We start from the raw sequence: 17,351 nt of genomic DNA, 5'->3' as shown, positions 1-17,351 counted from the left end.
AAAATGAAACACCTATTTACCTTATTTTTTCTAATATTTTCAATGGGTTCCTATGCCCAAAATCAGCCAGTTCAAAAAGAAGAAGTTAAGCTTACTGAATTAAATAAAAAACAAATTATTGATTCATTGGCTCAACAACTTGAAGAATTCTATATACGACCAAATGCCGTTGGAGATATTAAAAAGAAACTGAATGAGAATTATAAAAAAGGGCTTTATAAAGATCTTGTAAAACCAAATGATTTTGCGGGTAAACTAAGTTCAGATCTTGTAGAGGCTAGTAAAGACTTACATTTTGCAGTACGATATGATCCGGAATGGACAAAAGATCAGCTAAAAAAAGGAGATAAAGAGGTACAGAAAAAAATTAAAGCAGAGGAATTGGCTGAAGCCAAAAAGAAAAATTTCGGTTTTCAGCAAGCACGAATTTTAGAAGGAAATATCGGCTACTTAAAGTTTGATTATTTTGAAGATCCTGCAATAGGAAGTGAAACTGCAGCAGCGACGATGCAATTTTTAAGCAGTACTGATGCGCTAATTATCGATTTACGTCAAAACAATGGCGGAGCAATGGAAATGGGACAATTTTTAAGCAGTTATTTTTATTCAGGTAAAGAATTGCCTCTTTATAAATATTACACTAATGACAAAAACAGAAAAAAAGTCGAAAGAGAAATGTGGTTATTGCCATCTGTACCGGGAAAACGTATGGAGGATGTTGACATTTATATCCTAACAAGTAACACTACTTTTTCTGCTGCTGAATGGATGAGTTATTCGCTCCAAAATTTAAAACGTGTTACGATTGTGGGCGAAAAAACAGCCGGTGGTGCGCATCCGATTGATCGAAAGATATTACCAAATGGCTTTTCAGTGAATATTCCTTTTGGAGAAGTAAAAGATCCTATTACGAATACAGATTTTGAAGGAAAAGGGGTTACGCCTGATGTTTTATGCAAAAGCGAAGAAGCGGTAAATACCTCTCACATATTGGCTTTGCAAAAGCTTTCGGCAAAAAACAAAGAATTATCAAACCATCTTGATTGGTATGTTCCTATCGTTAAAAACAGACAAAAAAAGGCCAATGTTGATGCTGCAATTTTAAAGTCTTACCAAGGTAAATATGGCAAAGTTGAACTGAAATATGAAAATGATAATTTATATTACAAATGGAATAATATTGCCACTTTGCTATTGATTCCGCTGGAACAGGATTTATTTTTGCTTGATGGAATAGATGAATTCCGCATAAAAATTGTTTCAGAAAATAATGTTGTAACAGGATTTAAAAGAATCTATCAGGACGGGCAGGAGAAGTTTTATAAAAAAGAGTAAAGGTTAATTTCATTTTTATTGAATAGACTCCAGCTTTAGCTGGAGGTAATTAAATAATTATCAAAAAGGCTTTAGCCAAAATACTGCATTTGGCTAAAGCCTTTCAAATAGACTCTGTTAAACTCCAGCTAAAGCTGGAGGCTATTCAAAACTTTACGGATTTATCATGTAAATCACTTCTTAAAAATCAAAGCTTTACTATATTCCGCATTCATTTTAGCAATTGAAAGGATCGAAATCCCTTGCGGACATTCGATTTCGCATGCTCCGGTATTCGAGCAATTTCCAAAACCTGCTGCATCCATTTGGTCCACCATCGTTAAAACTCTTTTTGATGCTTCGATTTTTCCTTGCGGAAGCAAAGCCAAATGTGTTATTTTCGCACCAACAAACAAAGCAGCACTGGCATTTTTACAAGTCGCTACGCAAGCTCCACAACCAATACAGGCCGCAGCATCAAAAGAAGCTTCTGCAGTTTCGTAAGATATTGGGATGCTATTGGCTTCGGGAGCCTGACCTGTCGAAGCGCCAATAAAACCGCCAGCCTCAATAATAAGATCAAAAGCAGAACGATCGATTTTTAAATCTCTTAAAACCGGAAATGCTTTGGCACGAAAAGGTTCAATATAAATAGTATCTCCATCTTTAAAACTTCGCATATGAAGCTGGCAGGTTGTCGTATTTTTTAAAGGTCCGTGCGCTCTTCCATTAATGACAACGCCACATTGGCCACAGATTCCTTCTCGGCAATCATGGTCAAATTCTATCACACGTTCCTTTTTCTGAATTAAAGATTCGTTCAAAAGATCGAGCATTTCCAGAAAAGACATATGTTCAGAAACCCCGTCAATTTCATAATTTATCATTTCTCCTTTCGCGGAAGCGTTAAGTTGTCTCCATATTTTAAGATATAGTTTCATATTCTGATGCTTTTGATTTATTTGTAACTTCTAACTGCCAGTTCAACCGATTCGAATACCAAAGGCTCTTTGTGCAATTCCGGTTGCTGATCTTTTCCTTTCCATTCCCAGGCCGAGACATAACAAAAGTCTTCGTCATTTCGAACTGCTTCACCATCTGGAGTTTGGTATTCTTCACGAAAGTGTGCCCCGCAGGATTCTTCTCTTTGCAGAGCGTCATGGCACATTAATTCGGCCAGTTCGATATAATCTGCAATGCGTCCGGCTTTTTCGAGTTCGCTGTTTAAAGTATCATCGCCAGTAATTAAGAGGTCTTTTTCAAAAGATGCTTTTAGTAATTGGATTTCATTTAAGGCTTCTTCGAGTTTTTCTTTACTTCTGGAAAGTCCGCATTTTTCATATAATAATCGGCCAATTTTTTTATGGAAGTAATCTGTTGAAAGCGTTCCATTGCTATTTAAAAATTTATCAAGTTGAGTTCTGACAGCATTTTCAGCTTCATCAAAAGCAGGATGATTGATATTTAATTTTGGAGTGTTTAATTCACCAGCCAAATAATTCGGAATTGTGTATGGCGCAATAAAATAACCATCAACGCAAGCCTGAAGCAAGGAATTTGCCCCCAGTCTGTTCGCGCCATGATCGGCAAAATTGGCTTCTCCCAATGCAAATAAACCAGGAATACTGGTCATTAATTCATAATCGACCCAAAGACCACCCATCGTAAAATGTGCTGAGGGTGAAATTAACATCGGTTCTTTGTAAGCGTTGATTCCGGTGATTTTCTCGTACATTGCAAAAAGATTGCTGTATTTGGCTTCGATACTCTCTTTTCCCTGCGCTTTAATCGCAGCCGAAAAGTCAAGATATATTGCATTTTTCATAGGGCCAACGCCATGTCCGGCATCGATTTGTTCTTTTGCTGCTCTTGACGAAATATCGCGCGGAGCCAAATTCCCAAAAGAAGGATATTTACGTTCCAGGTAATAGTCGCGTTCGTCTTCCGGAATTGTATTAGGATTTCTGTCGTCCTGAGCTTTTTTAGGTACCCAGATTCGTCCGTCGTTACGAAGCGATTCCGACATCAACGTAAGTTTAGATTGATTTTCTCCGTGTTGTGGGAGTGAAGTAGGGTGAAACTGAATCCAGCTCACACCTGCCATATAAGCGCCTTTTTTATGTGCTCGCCAAATGGCCGAACTGTTGCAGCCCATTGCCAAAGTAGAAAGATAATAGACTTTACCATAACCTCCTGACGCTAAAACTACAGCATCTGCAACGTGACGTTCGAGTTCTCCGGTTTCCAGATTTCTGGCAATGATTCCTTTTGCTTTTCCATCAATTACAACCAATTCCAGCATTTCGTGACGGGTATGCAAAGCTACTTTTCCTAAAGAAACCTGACGTAATAAACCCTGATAAGCACCCAATAAAAGCTGCTGTCCGGTTTGTCCGCGGGCATAAAACGTTCTGGAAACCTGAACACCTCCAAAAGATCTGTTATTCAGATATCCGGCATATTCTCTGGCAAACGGCACGCCTTGCGCCACGGCATGATCTATCAGAGCTGCTGAACATTCCGCGAGACGGTAAACATTGGCTTCACGGGATCTGAAATCGCCGCCTTTTATGGTGTCGTAGAACATTCTGTAGGTGCTGTCTCCATCATTTTTGTAGTTTTTTGCAGCATTTACACCGCCTTGCGCCGCAACAGAATGGGCTCTTCTGGCCGAATCCTGAAAACAAAACGATTGAATATTATAACCTTGTTCTGCTAACGACGCCGCACATGAAGCACCTGCAAGACCAGTTCCTACCACTATGATATTGAGTTTTTTTCTGTTGGCCGGATTTACAAGTTTTGCTTTCGCTTTATAATTATTCCATTTTTCGGTTAATGGACCTTCCGGTATTTTGGAGTCTATCATTTTTATTTATTTAAAATGAAATGGATCTTTAAGAAGCTGTAATTTACTACAAAATATTGACTTTTGGAGTAGAAAACCAGAAGGATTTGGAGAAATCTACAGATTAAAAAATCAAATAGATTAAAAAATAAAATCTGCTAAATCTGCGTGAAAAAATATTAAACACATAGAGACATAGCTTTTAGGGATGCTAAAAGGCGTTTCACTTGAAATATTATCGCATAGTACAATCACTAGGTTATGTGAGAACAATAGATATCTTTATGCCGACGGTTTGAGCAATGTCATTAAGTTAGGCTTTTAGAAAATAAAATTACTGCAAATCAAATCCGTTTTTATCCGCGTTTTTACGAAGTAAATCTGTCTTACCCGCGTCAAAAATAGACGCTGATTTTACTGATTCGCTAAAGCGAAAACGCTGATAAAACGGATTTTTCTAATTAAATGGTTAAATGATTTTATAGATTTTTCCTTAACTTAATGACATTGTGTTATGGGTAATGTCATTAAGTTAAGCTCTTAGAAAATAAAATTACTGCAAATCAAATCCGTTTTTATCCGCGTTTTTACGAAGTAAATCTGTCTTATCCGCGTCAAAAATAGACGCTGATTTTACTGATTCGCTAAAGCGAAAACGCGGATAAAAACGGATTTTTCTAATTGCTTTCCTGATTAAATGGTTAAATGATTTTATAGATTTTTCCTTAACTTAAGGACATTGGGTTATGGGGATAAAAGACATTATAAAATACCTGCTCAATCTTTGTGAAAAAAAGCACATAGATCTAATTTTAAAAATCAGAATCTATGTGCTTAAGATGATTGTCCCAAAAGGGAAATTATTACTGTTTACTAATCGAAATAGCCTTAGTAGCAGCGTTTGTTTTTACAAAATAAATTCCTGTTGGATGTTCAGAAATAGAGATTGTATTTCCTGATCCTTGTTTTATTTTGATGCCTAAAGGCGAATAAACACTCCACTCCAGTTCTTTCGATAAATGAAATAAACCAGTTGAAGGATTTGGATAAACACTGATTTTACTCCATTCTTCACTCGGGTTTTCAACGCCCAGATTACAGTTATGTACCGTAAAAGGGGAGTTGTTTTTGGTATTACTTCCAATGGTATTGCTTACGGTTAATGAAACAGCTTTTATTCCTTCGGTACCATAAATTACGGTATGAGGACCAGCTCCTGTTGCGGTTGCGGGTTGTGCACCTTCACCAAAACTCCAAAGATAATTATCGACCGTACCTATAGAAACAGAGGTAAAAAGAACTGGCGCATTAAGACATCCCATTTGTGGACTTACCTCATAATCAGCAATTGGAGCCGTTGTACTTCCGGTGAGTACAAATTCCATTTTATTAACGTTGATGTCGCCTTCTTCAAAAAATAAAGTAATAACTCTAGTGCCCTGTGTTAAAGCAATATTGGGAATTGTAACGGTTTGCCAATTTTGAAAACCTGTTGTATTAGGAATATTTACTGTTCCTGTGACATTAACGCCGTCGACTTCAAGACGTACTTTTCGGTTGGCATAAGGTGATGCAATTCTTAAATTGATATTATAGTTTCCGGTCGTGTTTACTTTTGCAGTGTATTTCAGCCACTCATTTTTGGCTACGTAAGAAAGATTAAAACCACCTTCATTACAAACTTCAGTTCCTACACCATCGCCAGGTCTGTAAGCCGTATCTCCGCCGCCATTACTGTCAAAATAAGCGCCCGGGCCAATATCATAATTTTCGGCTTCAATAACTCCCGGAATCTGTGCAATAACTCCTAAATATGGAGCATTAGGCAGTGTTGTCGCAGTGTAAACGGCTGTATAAGTTATCGTTCCGGTTACAGGAGCTTTAAAAGTCTGGTTGGCAGCTCCGCCATGGTTCCAATGGTCAAAATCATATCTAATGTTTCCAATGTATTGTGGAGTAGGGGCATTTAAGGTTTGTACGGCAGCATTTGCTACAACTTGTTTTGTTGCGGGCGCTGTAACTGGTTTTTGATTGAATTCTAAAGCCAGTAAAGCGGGTGAACTCGTTACGGTTACATCAACTAAATTAGGTTTAATATCTACAAAAGCAGTTCCTGTCAAGCCGTTGCTATCGGTTACTTTTACAGTAAATCGGTACCAAACATTTGGTGTTTTTTCGCCTTGATTAGAGGCTGTAAAATCGCCTGATTTTACGCCTTGCGGACTTCCGCCAGGATGTGAATGTCCTGCTCCGGGAACATCTTCGTGAAAAAGATCAATATTCCAGGAATAAGCGGTTGCCGGTAATGCTCCGTCTTCGATATCTGTTGCTGTTGCTTCAAAATGAACGATATCCTCAGCATTCCATTTTAAGGTTGGTAACGGAGAAACGATTGTAACGGTTGGTGTATTGTTAAAAGGTGTTACCGTTAATGTCGCCGGATTACTCGTGGCGCTTCCGGCAGTATTGGTAACGATAACTCTGTAAGCGCCTGCATTTGCCGGTACAACAGCAGGAATCGTATAGCTTGCAGCAGTTGCTCCGGGAATATCTGCATTATTAAATTGCCATTGATAACCAAGTCCCACGCCACTTGCCGAAACCGTAAAAGTAACAGGCGTAGTTTGCATGATCGTTTGAGATAACGGATGATTTACGATCGTAGGAGCTGCCGTGGCGATATAATCAAGTTTGATTAAAGCTCCGTTATTTTCGTAAGCACAATAGTAAATATAGCCATCATTCCCTAACATCATTCCAAGGGCTTGTTTTTGTGGTGCGAAATAAAATTCGGTCGAAACCGGATCAGCAATATTGGGATCGAAAGAACGAATTTCATTTCGAACATAATCCTTAATAATAAATTTGCCTTCAAGATTAGGATAACGTGGTGTAGTAGGGTTGTAGAGAAGACCATTGGTCAAAGCGTTCCCGATACTTCCGGTGGCATATGTAAATATGGGGTTGGTAAATAAATTAATCTCAGTTTGTTTTCCGTCACCACCCTGCGGATGTCCCCAGGCGTAGTTACGAATAGTGGGATTACTGATTTCATTGATTTCTTCCCATGAAGTTCCAACATCCAAAACAAATAATTTATTGGCTGTTTTATTGGCAACCAGCCTCCACGGATTTCTAAAACCATAAACCCAGATGCTTTGTTTTTGTACAGATCCACTTCCGTAGAAAGGATTTCCGGGCGCAGGCAGTCCATCTTCGGTAAGGCGGAGGATTTTTCCTTTGTAGGTATCAAGATTCTGAGCATTGGTGTTTAACTGACTGTCTCCAACGGTTACGTACAAATATCCGTTAAAGAATTTTAAGTCCCCACCATTATGAAATCCGTCCCCAACGGGTTCTAACAGCAAGATTTCCTGTCTGCTCACCACCTGATTTGCATTATTAATTTGAACTCTTTCTATTCGGTGTCGGATTATTGCGCCATCAACAATGGCATAAAACACATACATATAACCGTTTGTCGTAAAATCAGGATGTAGCGTTAAACCGAGTAATCCTTGTTCTTTATCTGTAATAGTGGTCACTGTAAATACGGTTGAAACGGCATTGTTTTGAAACACTTTTACAATACCGGCCCTTTCGGCTATAAATATTCGTCCGTCTGGAGCTTGTTCTATTGCTAAACCTTCTTTAATTACAGCTGTGGGAGCAACGTTTTGTGTGATGTACTGGCAGTGTCCCTGCCATGAAAGAAAGAGAAAAAATGCATAAAATATATGCTGGAATTGCCTTTCTTTAAATTTTTTAAGTAGATTTTTTTTCATAATTATTCAGAATGAATTTATAATTTGGGTAACCAAATTTAATCTTTTTCTTTATAATTATTTTAGATTCTAATATTAATTAGTTGTGTAATTTATTGATTATTAATTGTTTTTGGGTTGTTGTGTAAGGATTTGATGTATTCTTTTGCTAAAATTATTGTTTGATAAATTTTTCTACGTTCAGAATTTTCTGTAATGATTTTGTGTTTTCTAACAGATTTTAGCTGCAGCTTCATTTATCTTTTTTGATGGAATTGCTTTCCATTTATACAAATCTTTTTCGTATCGTTATGAAATAATAATCTTGATAGATATAGAAGCTTAGAAAACGCTTTGCACGCAGATCTTGCAGATTATAGCAGATTTAATTTTAGATAATTATCTGTGCAGATCTGCCCAGATCTTTTTAAAATCTGCGTGAAAAAATATTTAAACGCTTAGAAACATAGCTTTTGTATCCTTTTTTAAATCTAAAGTCTATGCTTCTAAGTGTTTAATAAAATTTTGATTACCAACAGGGTATTCTATTTTTTAATGCCCGATAATTTCTTTTCTATGCAAAGTTCCCCATTCATTTAATGCTCCAATCACATTATACAAAGTGTGGCTGTGTTCTGTTCTGGCATATTTAACAGTTGGCGGAAAAGTATCATAAACAGTTCTGGTAACGAGTTTGTTTATCTCCAGGTCTTTAAGTTCTTTCGAAAGCATTTTATCTGTAATTCCATTTATATCTTTAGAAATCTCTTTAAATCGTTTGGGTCTGTTTGATAATGCAATCAGAATAGGCAACTTCCATCTTCCGCTTAAAACTTCTAATGCATCTCGTACGGGAAGGAGTGCAGCAAGACATTCTTCCGGTTGGCCAGCACAGCCCATTTCTTTTGTTATTTCGCTCTTTGTTTTCATATTTCTCGTGTTACTATCCTCAAGGATAGCGCTATCCTTGAGGATAGTACTATAAAAGAGATAGCAAATGTATATAAGTTTGTATCGTAAAACAAATAGTAAAAAAGATTCTGAATATAATAACAAGCATCAAAGGTGATGCTTCATTTAGTAATAAATTATCCAACGCAGTTCTGGAAAAACTGACAAAAGAATATCCTGCAAGCGAGGTAAAAACTTTTGACCTTTCTAAAACACCGTTACCATATCTGAATGAAGTGCAGCTTAGTGCATTTTATACTCCCGAGGAAGCGCATACAACGGATCAGTCAGAATCTATTAAACTTTCTGATGATGCAATAACAGATTTACTGGAAGCTGATATCATTGTAATTGGTGTTCCCATGTATAATTTTGGAATTCCGGCATTATTAAAAGGATGGATCGATCAGGTAGCGAGAGCAGGAAAGACTTTTAGTTATGATGAGAATGGACCAAAAGGATTAATAAGCGGTAAAAAAGTATTCTTATCTGTTGCTTCAGGAGCTGTATTTTCTGACGGACCTTATAAAAGTTATGATTTTGCAGAACCGTATTTGCGTGTGGTTTTGGGCTTTTTAGGCATAACCGATGTCACTACTTTTCGCGTAGAAGGAACTTCAATTCCTGATTTTGCAGATAGTGCTTTACCAAATGCTTTGGCTGCTGTCGAAGAATTCGCTTTTTAAATGAAAATAAAAGTACGGGAGTTGGACATTTTCGTATGCATAAACCCGACATTTTCGATCCTTAGGATTTAGGACTGTTGGGTTTTAAATCATTTTGTAAAAAGAGTGTTTGCCACGAATTTCACTAATTTCCGCGAATTATTTTTTAAACCTTTCTGTATAATATTCGTGAAAATTAGTGAAATTCGTGGCTAAAAACACTTATTATTTTTCGATTATCATAGTAACACCTTGTCCTCCGGCTGCACAAATAGAGATAAATCCTCTTCCGGAACCTTTTTCGTTTAATAATTTTGCCATTACACCAATAATTCTTCCTCCAGTTGCGGCAAAGGGATGGGCGGCAGCAAGACTGCTTCCTTTTACATTGAGTTTATTTCTGTCAATGGCACCAAGAGCTTTCTTTAAACCTAATTGGGCACTAAGTTCAGGACTTTCCCAAATTTTTAGAGTGGCTAAAACCTGAGCTGCAAAAGCTTCGTGAATTTCATAATAATCAAAATCCTGCAAAGTCAATCCGGCTTTGTCCAACATTCTGCTTGCAGCAAATAAAGGTGCTAACAAAAGGTTTTGTTGATTTTTGACATATTCGATCGCAGCAATTTCGGCAAAAGTAATGTAGGCCAAAATAGGAAGACCTTGTTCCTTTGCCCATTCTTCGCTGGCTAAAAGTATGCAGGAAGCACCATCTGTAAGCGGAGTCGAATTTCCTGCCGTAAGTGTTCCGTTTACTTTATCAAAAGCAGGATTTAATTTGGCCAATTTTTCAATTGTACTATCCTTTCTCAGATTATTGTCTTTATCCAATCCGTTAAACGGAGTAATCATATCATTAAAAAAACCTTCGTCGTAGGCTTTTGCCATATTCAAATGACTTTTAAGCGCCAGATTGTCCTGATCTTCACGCGAAATTTTATAATGTTTGGCAGTAATTTCAGTATGTCCGCCCATCGAAAGTCCCGTTTGTGATTCTTCATTTCTGGGAACAAGAGGTGTCAAATCTTTTGGGCGTAATTGTAAAAAGAGTTTTATTTTTTCGCCTAATGATTTCGCTTTTCGGGTATTCAGTAAAATTTTTCTCAGCTTTTCGCTCACCGCAATTGGCATATCACTTATAGAATCTACACCGCCGGCAATTCCGGATTCTATTTGTCCCAAAGCAATTTTGTTGGCAATATAAATAGCACTTTCTATTCCGGTGTCGCAGGCTTGTTGCAAATCGCATGCGGGAGTTGCAGGATCAAGCGATGTTTTCATTACACATTCGCGAATCAAGTTATTATCGTAAGTATGTTTGATTACTGCACCTCCGGCAACTTCTCCTAATAATTTTCCTTTTAGATTGTATTTATCGATGAGTCCGTCAAGTGCGGCCGTCATCATTTGCTGATTTCCAACTTCGGCGTAGGCCGTATTTGCTCTCGCAAACGGAATTCTATTGTATCCAACAATGGCAACTTTTCTAATGGTTTGCGTGGTATTCATAGCTAAAATTTTTGTTTTTGGACGATGTTTTCCAGATTAAAGATAAGCAGAGTAGGTGATAATTTTGATGTTTTAAATGAAAAATACATAGTTGTTTGGATGAAATCGATTTTTATATCAATAATTTTAAAATAATTGTATAAAGTTAAGGTGTTTGAAAATTAGATGTTTATGATGATTTAAAAATCTTGTTTAGAAAACCTTAATGTTAATTTAGGTTCTTATTTAGAATAATTAAAAATAATTTTGGTTAAGAAGGATTTAGCTATTACTTTTGCCATCGAAATCAAAACGAGATACAAAATGAACATATTGACTATTAAAAGAGCATTGTTTTGCCTGATGTTTTTGACCTCATTGCAAATGATGGCTCAGGACGCAGGAAAAGTAATAGGAAAAGTTTCTTTAAGCGGAAACGTTCCGGCAGAAGGTGTTTCTGTTGCTCTTAAGGGAACAAGACATAGTGCCATTACCAATGAAAATGGGCAATACGAAATTAAAAACGTTAAGCCGGCTACCTATACGATTAGTATTCACGCTATGGGTATCCATCCGGTAGAAGCTCAAATTACTGTAAATGCAAAACAAACAGTAACTAAAAACTTCATGCTTTCTGAAAGCCAGGAAGATCTTGACGAAGTAGTAATTACCAAAAATAAATACAAACAAGACAAGCCTTCATTGTCATTACGTCTTCAGACTCCGGTACTTGAAATTCCGCAAAACATTCAAATTATAAGCGCTCAGACTTTAAAAGACCAACAAATTACAAGTATGAGTGATGGAGTGATCAGAAACGTGAGTGGTGCTGTACGTTCAGAACATTGGGGAGATTTATACACAAATATTAAAATGCGTGGTTCTCAGGTTCAGGCTTTCCGTAATGGTTTTAACGTAGTTTCTTCTTCATGGGGACCTCTTACAGAAGACATGAGCTTTGTAGATCATATTGAGTTTGTAAAAGGGCCGGCAGGATTTATGCTTTCGAGCGGCGACCCAAGCGGACTTTATAATGTAGTAACTAAAAAACCAACCGGAATTACTAAAGGTGAAGCTTCGGTAATTGCTGGAAGTTATGATTTTTACCGTGCAAGTATTGATCTTGACGGGAAACTGGATAAAAAAGGAAAATTATTGTACCGTTTTAATGCAGCGGCACAAAATAAAGGTTCACACAGAGCATACGAGCACAATGACCGTTATGTAATTGCTCCGGTGATTACGTATCAAATTGATGATAAAACAAAAATTACGGCTGAATATAATTTTCAGTATGCGAACATGACCGAGGTTGGTTCTTATTATGTTTTTGGGCCTAAATCTCAGGGATATGCAACTTTACCAGTTGATTTTACTATGACGCAACCAGGTTTGCCGGATACTAAAATTCAGGATCATAGCGGATACTTTATGTTTGAGCATAAGTTTGATGACAACTGGAAACTGACGGCACAGACTTCTTATTTTAAATATCTGCAAGAAGGATATAGTTCATGGCCAAGTGCTGTAGGTTCTGAACAAAATGCACTTGGAGTAGGCAACATTATAAGAAATGTTAGTATTTGGGATGCAGAAAGCAATATGTACTTAGGTCAGATTTTTGTAAACGGAAAATTCACTACAGGACCAGTTACCCATAAAGTATTGGGTGGTGTAGATTTAGGAAGTAAAGATTATATGGCAGATTGGGGACAATCTCATAATCTTGATACTCCAGCAAATCCTTTTAATGTGTATAATCCAAATTACGGACCACCAGTAAACGGTATGCCTGCTTTTGATCGTACAACGCCGCTTTCAGCAAGAGCTGGCGGAAAAATAACTTCAGAATATGCAGCAGCATATATTCAGGATGAACTTGGTTTTCTTGAAAACAGATTAAGATTGACTCTTGCTGCAAGATATACCTGGATTACTCAGTCAAGTTTTGGAGAAACACAGGAAGACAGCCATATTACACCACGTGTAGGGGTTAGTTTTTCTGTAACAGATGATTTGGCGGTTTACGGATTATACGATCAGGCTTTTACACCACAGTCAGGTATTGTTAAAGAAGGCCAGATAAAACCACTTACAGGAAATAATATTGAATTTGGTATCAAAAAAGATTGGTTTGATGGTTCCTGGAATACCAGTTTATCTGCTTACAATATTTTAAAGAAAAATGAGCTTACTTCTGACCCGAATAATATTCCGGGTGGTCAACAATATAGTGTTGTTCTTGGAGAAAAAAGAGCTCAGGGTATTGAATTTGACCTTAGAGGAAAAATCTTTGATGGTCTTAATTTAATTGCCAATTATGCTTTTACAGAATCTATTGTACTAGATTCAGATGTTACAACTATTAAAGAAGGTTCTGTTGTTCCGGGATACTCTAAACATACAGCCAATGCATGGTTAAATTACACGGTTCAAAACGGAAAACTAAAAGGATTAGGCGCTTCTATTGGAGGTACTTATCTTGCAGGTCGTGAAACAGATACCTGGAGTGTAGCATCAGAAAGATTACCGGACTATTTTAAACTTGATGGAGGTTTATCTTATGAAACAGGAAAAATAAAAATTACGGCCAACGTATTTAATATTTTGGATAAATATCTTTACAGCGGTTCTTATTATGAGTGGCTTGAAGCTTATTACTGGCAAACAGAAGCACCAAGAAACTTTAGAGTTGGTGTAACTTATAAATTCTAATTTTTAGCCCACGGATTGTAAGGTGAAACCGATTAACACTGGTTTTTATTTTGCCGATCTTTAGCTAAAAACAAAAAGCATCCGTCGTTATGGCGGATGCTTTTTTTATGTTTTAATGTTTTTTGGCCCACGGATGAAACGGGTTAACCGGGTTTTCGCAGGTTTTTTTTAATGCATGCGCCATTTAGCCCACGGATGTTACTGGTTTAAACAGGTTTACACGGATTTTTTTTATATTATTTAAAAAAAAAAAATCCGTCTAAATCCGCTTAACCCGTGTTATCTGTGGGCTATTTATAAAGCATTTTCATTAAGAATTTTAAAATAAAAATCCGTGTTAATCCGTTTAACCCGTTTCATCCGTGGGCCAAAATTCGCGTATTTATCCTTTATGAATTAATGGAATTACTTTAGATCCTATAAGTTCTATAGCGTTCATTAATTGCGTGTGTGTAAGTCCTGCATTATCCATTTGGAATGTAAATCTTGAGATTCCGCCAAGAGATTCGCTGTGGCTTAAGATTTTCTCGGCAGCACGTTCAGGATCTCCAACTATGAGAACACCAAGATCATCAATAAGTCCGTCAAATTTGTCTTTGGTTACGGGCGGCCAACCGCGTTCTCTTCCTAGTTTTGTCCAAAGTTCGGCGTAACCCGGGTAATATTCTTCGATGGCTTTTGCCGTTGTGCTTCCCACAAAACCTGGCGAATGCAAACCTACTTTTAGTTCTTCGGGTTTGTAACCTGCGGCTTTTCCAGCTTCGCGGTACAAATCTACCAAAGGTTTAAAACGGTATGTTTGTCCGCCAATTACGGCAACCATCAACGGTAAGCCCAAAGATCCTGCGCGTACAAAAGATTCCGGAGTTCCGCCAACGCCTAACCAAATAGGCAATTTTTCCTGTAAAGCTCTGGGATATACCGGCAGATTATTCAAAGCCGGACGAAATTTTCCGGACCAGGTAATAAATTCATTATCTCTAATTTGTAAAAGAAGATCTAGTTTCTCGCTAAAAAGAGCGTCATAATCATTGAGACTATAACCAAAAAGCGGATAGGCTTCAATAGCAGATCCGCGGCCTACAACTATTTCGGCTCGACCTTTTGATATTAGATCCAGCGTAGAGAAATTTTGATACAATCGAACGGGATCAGCGGCACTTAAAACCGAAACAGCGCTTGCTAACCTGATGCGTTTTGTTCGCGCGGCAGCAGCGCCTAATATTACGGCTGTAGCCGAATCTAAAAACTCCTTTTTATGATGCTCTCCAATTCCAAAAACGTCAAGTCCGGCCTGATCAGCCAACTCGATTCTTTGTAATAATTGTTCCATCGCATCGACACTACTCAAAGTGTTGTTGTCTCCGTACATCGCCGAAGCAAAACTGTCTATACCAATTTCTATCATCTAGTAAAGATATTAAAATTTATTTTTTCTGTTATCAAAAAAACTTCTAAGAGCTACCGTCCAGACACGAATAATTTTGAACACGAATTTCACGAATTTTCACGAATTGGTTTGTGAAATTAATTTCACAAACTTAGGGCTAACCAGTTATAATTTGTGCAAATTCGTGAAATTCGTGTTATTTTAAACTTATCTGCGAGTTAGAATTTTAAGCCTATAATTATTTTGTTATCTGTACCCTGAAATTAAATGATTTTTGTATCTGTATCTGATCTGTTTTACCTCCTAATTTTGTTAAGAAATTAAACAACTACAGCAATGGATACCACGAAAACAGCCAACATTCAATTTGATTCAATCAATATATCGTCTTTAAAATCTGTGGTAAATATTTACCAAAGTAAGGTGAACGATACCAAAAGCAAATTCATAAAATCATCTGATGATTTTGGTCTTCCCTTAAGTATTGCCTCTTTTGATAATCGTGTAATTGGTTATGCTTTTGTATTGATTGATAAAGCAGGAAAACCGGAAATTAAATCGTACTGGGAGCAGGAATTTTATAGTATTGAGATAGAAAAGGATTTAAAATTTCATGCCCAAAATACTTTTTTTACTGCATTTAAAGATCCTGAAACACGCATCAATAAAATTCAGAATGCTGCCGAAAAATTATTCAACTGGCTAAATGTTTGTAATTAATACAACAAAGGATACAGATTAAATTTTAGTAAATTTACAGGACACAGATAACGATTAGAAAATGGCAAGAGAGGTTTTATATCAAAAAATTGCAAATACAATTCAGGAACAGATTTTCTCCGAAACTTTAAAAATTGGAGATAAACTTCCGTCGATTCGTGCTTTTCAGAAATTGCATAATGTAAGTATGAATACCATAAAACAGGCATTTTTAGAATTAGAGAGCAAATCGTTGATAGAATCCCGACCAAAATCAGGGTTTTATGTTAGTAAAACTTCGAATAGAAAACTGCTGATTCCTTCCATGAACAAGCTGAAATTATCAGAACAAAAAACAACTTCTGAGGATTTAATCACCAAGGTTTTTGATAGTTTGAGCGATAAAGACATCACCCGATTTTCGATTGGAGTTCCGGATCCGAGTTTGTTGCCCATTGCCAAGCTTAATAAAGGTCTTGCAAAAGTGGTACGCAATCTGGCAGAAAGCGGAACAAGTTATGAACCTGTTCAGGGAAGCGCCAATTTGAGACGAAATGTAGCAAAATGGGCGATTGTTCTGGAAGGGAAATTGACAGAAGATGATTTCGTAACCACGTCGGGAGCTATGAATGCGATTTTTAATTGTTTAATGGCCGTTACCAAACGCGGTGATACTATTGCGATTGAAAGTCCGGTTTATTTTGGAATTATTCAGATTGCCCAAAATATGGGACTTAACATTATCGAATTGCCTACGCATCCTACGACAGGAGTAGATTTAGAAGCTTTAAAGAAGGTGATTCATAAAGTAGATGTTTGCTGTTTTATGAGCAATTTCAGTAATCCTTTAGGAAGTTTAATGCCCGATGAACATAAAAAGGAATTGGTAAAAATGCTTACGCATCATAATATTCCTTTGATTGAAGATGATTTGTATGGCAATCTGTTTTTTGGAACCGTTAGGCCAAAACCTTGCAAGTACTACGACGAAGCCGGAATTGTGATGTGGTGCGGATCAGTTTCTAAAACTTTGGCGCCGGGATATCGGGTAGGCTGGGTGGCACCGGGAAAATTCAAAGATAAAATTATCAGGCAAAAAATGGCTCAGACGGTTTGTATGCCTTCGTTGTATCAGGAAGTAATTGCCGATTTCTTAGAACACGGAAGATACGATCACCATTTAAGGAATTTAAGAAGTACATTATATACTAATTCGCTGCATTTTCAACGTACCATTGAGGATCATTTCCCTGAAAACACTAAAATTTCGCAACCGCAGGGAGGTTCTTTTCTTTGGCTTGAACTGGATAAAAGTATTGATACGGCTGTTTTATATGATACTGCAATTCAGCAAAAAATAGGTTTTGCTCCAGGCAGAATTTTTACGCAACATGATCAATACCATAATTGTATGCGTCTTAATTTTGGTCTCGAATGGAAGGAAAAAGTAGAACTGGATCTAAAACGATTAGGACAATTAGTAAAAAATAGTCTTTAACGAACTGCGATTCTTTTTAAAC

Annotated in this window: 11 protein-coding genes; 5 read left to right on the top strand and 6 right to left on the bottom strand. The window is 37.1% G+C overall.

Annotated elements, in window-relative coordinates; all coding sequences use genetic code 11:
* The first annotated feature begins 3 nt into the window (after positions 1-3).
* The gene (locus ACIDC4_RS01270) at positions 4-1,335 is read left to right on the top strand and encodes a S41 family peptidase (RefSeq protein ID WP_412043300.1); all 1,332 of its coding nucleotides are present in this window, start codon (positions 4-6) and stop codon (positions 1,333-1,335) included.
* A 173-nt stretch (positions 1,336-1,508) separates the two neighbouring features.
* On the opposite strand, the gene ACIDC4_RS01265 is transcribed toward ACIDC4_RS01270, so the two are convergent.
* From ACIDC4_RS01265 to ACIDC4_RS01250, 4 genes are all read right to left on the bottom strand, one after another.
* Positions 1,509-2,255 carry a succinate dehydrogenase/fumarate reductase iron-sulfur subunit gene (locus ACIDC4_RS01265; RefSeq protein ID WP_412043299.1) on the bottom strand — a complete coding sequence of 249 codons (747 nt, stop codon included), beginning with the start codon at positions 2,253-2,255 and terminating at the stop codon, positions 1,509-1,511.
* A 17-nt stretch (positions 2,256-2,272) separates the two neighbouring features.
* Positions 2,273-4,183, bottom strand: a complete 1,911-nt coding sequence (locus ACIDC4_RS01260; RefSeq protein WP_412043298.1) for a fumarate reductase/succinate dehydrogenase flavoprotein subunit — start codon at positions 4,181-4,183, stop codon at positions 2,273-2,275.
* Between the two features lie 842 nt (positions 4,184-5,025).
* Complete coding sequence (locus tag ACIDC4_RS01255) at positions 5,026-7,947, bottom strand: PQQ-dependent sugar dehydrogenase (protein ID WP_412043297.1); 2,922 nt, start codon at positions 7,945-7,947, stop codon at positions 5,026-5,028.
* A gap of 531 nt (positions 7,948-8,478) precedes the next feature.
* Positions 8,479-8,856, bottom strand: a complete 378-nt coding sequence (locus ACIDC4_RS01250) for a winged helix-turn-helix transcriptional regulator (protein WP_412043296.1) — start codon at positions 8,854-8,856, stop codon at positions 8,479-8,481.
* An 83-nt stretch (positions 8,857-8,939) separates the two neighbouring features.
* Here ACIDC4_RS01250 and ACIDC4_RS01245 point away from each other — a divergent pair, with 83 nt between their 5' ends.
* Positions 8,940-9,563 (top strand): FMN-dependent NADH-azoreductase, encoded by a 624-nt coding sequence (locus ACIDC4_RS01245; protein ID WP_412043377.1) that lies wholly within the window; start codon positions 8,940-8,942, stop codon positions 9,561-9,563.
* A gap of 204 nt (positions 9,564-9,767) precedes the next feature.
* On the opposite strand, the gene ACIDC4_RS01240 is transcribed toward ACIDC4_RS01245, so the two are convergent.
* Positions 9,768-11,048, bottom strand: a complete 1,281-nt coding sequence (locus ACIDC4_RS01240) for an acetyl-CoA C-acetyltransferase (protein WP_412043295.1) — start codon at positions 11,046-11,048, stop codon at positions 9,768-9,770.
* 303 nt (positions 11,049-11,351) lie between these two features.
* On the opposite strand from ACIDC4_RS01240, the gene ACIDC4_RS01235 reads away from it, so the two are divergent.
* Entirely contained in the window at positions 11,352-13,742 is a 2,391-nt protein-coding gene (locus ACIDC4_RS01235) for a TonB-dependent siderophore receptor (protein ID WP_412043294.1), read from the top strand.
* 382 nt (positions 13,743-14,124) lie between these two features.
* Here the strand turns inward: ACIDC4_RS01235 and ACIDC4_RS01230 are convergent, their stop codons facing one another.
* Positions 14,125-15,147 carry an LLM class flavin-dependent oxidoreductase gene (locus ACIDC4_RS01230; RefSeq protein WP_412043376.1) on the bottom strand — a complete coding sequence of 341 codons (1,023 nt, stop codon included), beginning with the start codon at positions 15,145-15,147 and terminating at the stop codon, positions 14,125-14,127.
* Positions 15,148-15,468: 321 nt separating this feature from the next.
* Between ACIDC4_RS01230 and ACIDC4_RS01225 the strand changes: the two genes are divergently transcribed.
* Both ACIDC4_RS01225 and ACIDC4_RS01220 read left to right on the top strand, forming a co-directional pair.
* Complete coding sequence (locus ACIDC4_RS01225) at positions 15,469-15,852, top strand: hypothetical protein (protein WP_412043293.1); 384 nt, start codon at positions 15,469-15,471, stop codon at positions 15,850-15,852.
* A gap of 61 nt (positions 15,853-15,913) precedes the next feature.
* Positions 15,914-17,329: an aminotransferase-like domain-containing protein gene (locus tag ACIDC4_RS01220; RefSeq protein ID WP_412043292.1), complete on the top strand. Its 1,416-nt coding sequence runs from the start codon at positions 15,914-15,916 to the stop codon at positions 17,327-17,329.
* The last annotated feature ends 22 nt before the right edge of the window (positions 17,330-17,351 follow it).

It is taken from the genome of Flavobacterium sp. C3NV, from assembly GCF_046825355.2.
GTDB lineage: Bacteria > Bacteroidota > Bacteroidia > Flavobacteriales > Flavobacteriaceae > Flavobacterium.
This window is presented reverse-complemented; position numbering and strand designations above follow the sequence as displayed.

Excerpts from the sequence above, each read along its gene's own strand:
- ACIDC4_RS01270 (WP_412043300.1), top strand. The coding sequence starts at position 4 with ATGAAACACCTATTTACCTTATTTTTTCTAATATTTTCAATGGGTTCC.
- ACIDC4_RS01265 (WP_412043299.1), bottom strand. The coding sequence starts at position 2,255 with ATGAAACTATATCTTAAAATATGGAGACAACTTAACGCTTCCGCGAAA.
- ACIDC4_RS01260 (WP_412043298.1), bottom strand. The coding sequence starts at position 4,183 with ATGATAGACTCCAAAATACCGGAAGGTCCATTAACCGAAAAATGGAAT.
- ACIDC4_RS01255 (WP_412043297.1), bottom strand. The coding sequence starts at position 7,947 with ATGAAAAAAAATCTACTTAAAAAATTTAAAGAAAGGCAATTCCAGCAT.
- ACIDC4_RS01250 (WP_412043296.1), bottom strand. The coding sequence starts at position 8,856 with ATGAAAACAAAGAGCGAAATAACAAAAGAAATGGGCTGTGCTGGCCAA.
- ACIDC4_RS01240 (WP_412043295.1), bottom strand. The coding sequence starts at position 11,048 with ATGAATACCACGCAAACCATTAGAAAAGTTGCCATTGTTGGATACAAT.
- ACIDC4_RS01235 (WP_412043294.1), top strand. The coding sequence starts at position 11,352 with ATGAACATATTGACTATTAAAAGAGCATTGTTTTGCCTGATGTTTTTG.
- ACIDC4_RS01225 (WP_412043293.1), top strand. The coding sequence starts at position 15,469 with ATGGATACCACGAAAACAGCCAACATTCAATTTGATTCAATCAATATA.
- ACIDC4_RS01220 (WP_412043292.1), top strand. The coding sequence starts at position 15,914 with ATGGCAAGAGAGGTTTTATATCAAAAAATTGCAAATACAATTCAGGAA.